The sequence below is a fragment of the Thiomonas sp. genome (genome assembly GCF_054608695.1).
The window spans coordinates 1-3,273 of sequence record NZ_JBTRXV010000184.1 but is presented as its reverse complement, the minus strand read 5'-3'; the positions used below and the strand labels follow the sequence as shown (position 1 = coordinate 3,273).

The window sequence follows — 3,273 nt, the reverse complement described above, 5'->3', positions numbered from 1 at the left end:
CGATGGCCGTCTTCGCCACCTGCAGCAGGCGGGGATCATCGACGCAGGCGAATATCGGCAACTCCTCCAGGCCCGCAATTTCCTCTCCCGCCTGCGCATCGGCCTGCACTACGCGGCTGGGCGGCGGGAAGATCGCCTGCGCCTGGATCTCCAGCCCCTGCTGGCCGCACAACTCGGATTTCAGGACACGGCCGACCGTTCCGCCGTTGAACACTTGATGCAAAACATTTATCGCATTTTTGCCAGTATTGCCCGTATTTCCGCCATCGCCCAGGAAAACCTCGCATGGCGCATCGCCCCTGCCGCCACGGCAGCGCCCCTGGTCGAGGGCGACATTGCGTTGCGCCAGGACAGCATCGGCTTTGCCGCAGATCATCCCGCCGAGCCCGTCCTGTCAGCAATATTAAAGCTCTTCCGCCGGCTCGCCGAAGATCCCCAGCAACGCGGCCTGGATGCCGCCACGCAACGGGAGCTCCATGCCCTGCGCCGGCATCTGCAACCGCAGATGCTCAGTAATGATCCCCGTGCCCGAAGCGACTTTCTGGCCATCCTTGCCAAGCCCGAAGGGGTTTACCGGACCCTTTCCGCCATGCACCAGTGCGGCATTCTGGCCCGCCTCCTGCCCGCTTTCGGGCGCATCACGGGGCAGATTCAGCATGACCTCTTTCACGTCTATACCGTCGATCAGCACACCCTCTTTCTGCTCCGCCAGGTGGGCCGTTTCTGGACGGCCGGGCACAGCGACCTGCCGGTGATCGAGGAGGCGCGCCTGCGCATCGACCGCCCGGAACTGCTGGTCATCGCCGGCATTTTCCACGATATCGCCAAGGGACGGGGGGGCGACCACTCCCGCCTGGGCGCCCGGGAGGTCAAGCGCTTTGCCCGTTCCATCGGCCTCGACCGGGCCGATACCCGATTCCTTGCCTGGCTGGTGCAACACCATCTCGACATGTCCGGTGTATCCCAGCGCCGCGATCTCGAAGACCCCCGGGTCATCCAGGATTTTGCCCGTATGGTCGGTGACGAAAGGCGCTTGAGCTACCTCCTCCTGCTCACCATTGCCGACATGCGCGCCACCAACCCGGACCTGTGGAACGACTGGAAGGGGATGCTCCTGTCCACGCTCTACCGTGGGGTACGCAGCCAATTGCAGCGCAACACCATCGCCCCCAAGGATCGGCGCGCCCTGCTGCGCGCCAAAAAACGCGACCTGCTCGCCGCGCTGCCAACCCAGGCCCATACCCAGGCCCAGGCTCTCTGGCGCACCCTGGGGAGCGACTATTTCATGCGCTATGGCCATGACGAACTCCTCTGGCATACCCAAAGCATCCTGCAACAGCCGGGCCAGCGCACCCTGGTCTTTGCCCGCCCCCGCCAACCCGTCGGCACCGAGCTGCTGATTTATGGCCGCGATACGCCCGGACTCTTTTTGCGCATTACCAGCGTTCTCGACAAGCAATCCCTGAGTATTCTAGATGCCCGCATCGACACCAGTGCAGACGGCCACGCCCTGGACACCTTCATCGTGCTCGACGAGAGCCATGCCTTTGCCCATAGCCCGGATGCCCATCAGGACCTGGGCGAGCACCTGCGCGCCATTATTGACGGCGAGGCGGTCAGCGTTCCCCGCTTTGGACTCCGGCACCATGGGGCACGTCATCGCTTTTTTGCCCAAAACCCCGTCGTGGTCACCGTGGACAACGCCGCTCTGCAGCGCTACACCCTCCTGGAAGTGACTGCCGCCGATCGTCTCGGCCTGCTCTATCAGGTGGGTGAGGTCCTGCTTGCCCTGCACTTGAGCATCCATGGCGCCAAGGTGTCCACTTTTGGGGAACGCGTGGAAGACACCTTCTTCATCCTCGATGAAAATGGCAAGAAGTTGGCCGCAGCGCAACGCGAACGCTTGCGCAGCGCCTTGCTCGATGCCCTGCAGCAAGTGCGAGCGCCCTAAACCATGTGGTCCTTATTCCAATCGGATCCCGAGGAACGGCGCGACCGCGCCATCGCCCTGGCGGCCATCCTGCGCGCCGCCATGCTGGTGCAGGACAGCGCCCGCCAGGGCCTGCAGAACGGCGAAGCCAGTACCCAGACGATCCGCAGCATCCTGGCCATGGATGGGAACGACAGTATCCAGCTCTTTGGCGACATTCCTGGCCTGCGCCGGGCGCTCGCCTTGATCTGCCCCCTCCTGCAACGCGGTCCCGGCAACGCGCAGGAGGCCGAACTCCTCCGTTACGCACTGGCACTCCTGACCCTGGGCAAGCGCTTGATCGCCCGCCACGACCTGGCCGAGCGCGTGCGCCAGGGAATCGAACAAGCCCAGCGCCAACTGGAACATTTTGCCGACCCCCTCCACCCCAGTGTCACGGCCAGTCTGGCCCAGACCTACACCGACGCCGTCGGCAAGCTGTCCCCCCGCATCATCGTCAGCGGTGAGAGCCGCTATCTCGGTAACTCCGAAGACGCCGCCCGCATTCGTACCTTGCTGCTGGCCGGCATCCGCGCCGCCGTATGGTGGCGGCAACGGGGCGGTAATCTCCGCCGCCTGATCCTGGAAAGACGCGCCCTCTGCCAGGAAGCCACGGCCCTGCTCGCCGCCAATCCCTTCAACGCCGATGCCTAGGACCCTGGTAAACCCGGATTCGGCAGGTGGCGGCGGTGTTTTAACGAAACAACGAACTTGCTGTCCACGTAAAATATCGTAGGAGCGGCCCATGCCCGCGACCACCCGTGCTGGCGCCCCGAGAAGGTCGCGGCCATGGGCCGCTCCTACCGGTTGTGAGGACCGTTTCCTGATGACGGGATGCACCGGGTGCATGTCCGTCAAGGTAACGGCGTTATGCGCTGACGCTTGCTGAGGCGGTCCGCCAGGTGCACCGGTTCGGGCAGGCGATGACCCCGTCCCCAGGCCAGGACCAGCGCCCGGGCACCCTCCTGATCACAGCGATGGCCCGGTGAAACATAGACAGGGCGTACCCGCTCACGGGTGCGCAGGATGCTGCCGATGCAGGCCCCCTTGTCCATCAATGCTTCCCAGTCGCCGCGGCGCTCCCCCACCATCCGCTCCTCCCCGCACAAGCGGGATTTGCCAATACCCACGCTGGGCAGATCCAGGAGGACCCCGAGGTGCGCAGCAATGCCGAAACGGCGGGGATGGGCAATGCCTTGACCATCGCACAACAAAAATTCCGGCTTTTGGGCCAGGGCCGCCAAAGCCGCCAACAGCACAGGTCCCTCACGGAAAGAGAGCAAACCCGGCACATAGGGAAAACT

3 protein-coding genes are annotated in these 3,273 nt (G+C 64.3%); 2 read left to right on the top strand and 1 reads right to left on the bottom strand.

Annotation, left to right across the window (positions count from 1 at the left end; translation table 11 throughout):
- Together glnD and hflD are read left to right on the top strand one after the other, a co-directional pair.
- A partial coding sequence (glnD, locus tag ACYCUK_RS23980) for a [protein-PII] uridylyltransferase (protein WP_461597091.1) occupies positions 1–1,951 on the top strand: 1,951 nt, incomplete at its 5' end.
- Between the two features lie 3 nt (positions 1,952–1,954).
- Positions 1,955–2,623: a high frequency lysogenization protein HflD gene (gene hflD, locus ACYCUK_RS23975; RefSeq protein WP_461597090.1), complete on the top strand. Its 669-nt coding sequence runs from the start codon at positions 1,955–1,957 to the stop codon at positions 2,621–2,623.
- 200 nt (positions 2,624–2,823) lie between these two features.
- Here the strand turns inward: hflD and ACYCUK_RS23970 are convergent.
- A partial coding sequence (locus ACYCUK_RS23970; RefSeq protein ID WP_461597089.1) for an endonuclease V occupies positions 2,824–3,273 on the bottom strand: 450 nt, incomplete at its 5' end.

What these genes read in the sequence shown, in the direction of transcription:
- hflD (WP_461597090.1), top strand. Translation starts at nt 1,955, where the DNA reads ATGTGGTCCTTATTCCAATCGGATCCCGAGGAACGGCGCGACCGCGCC.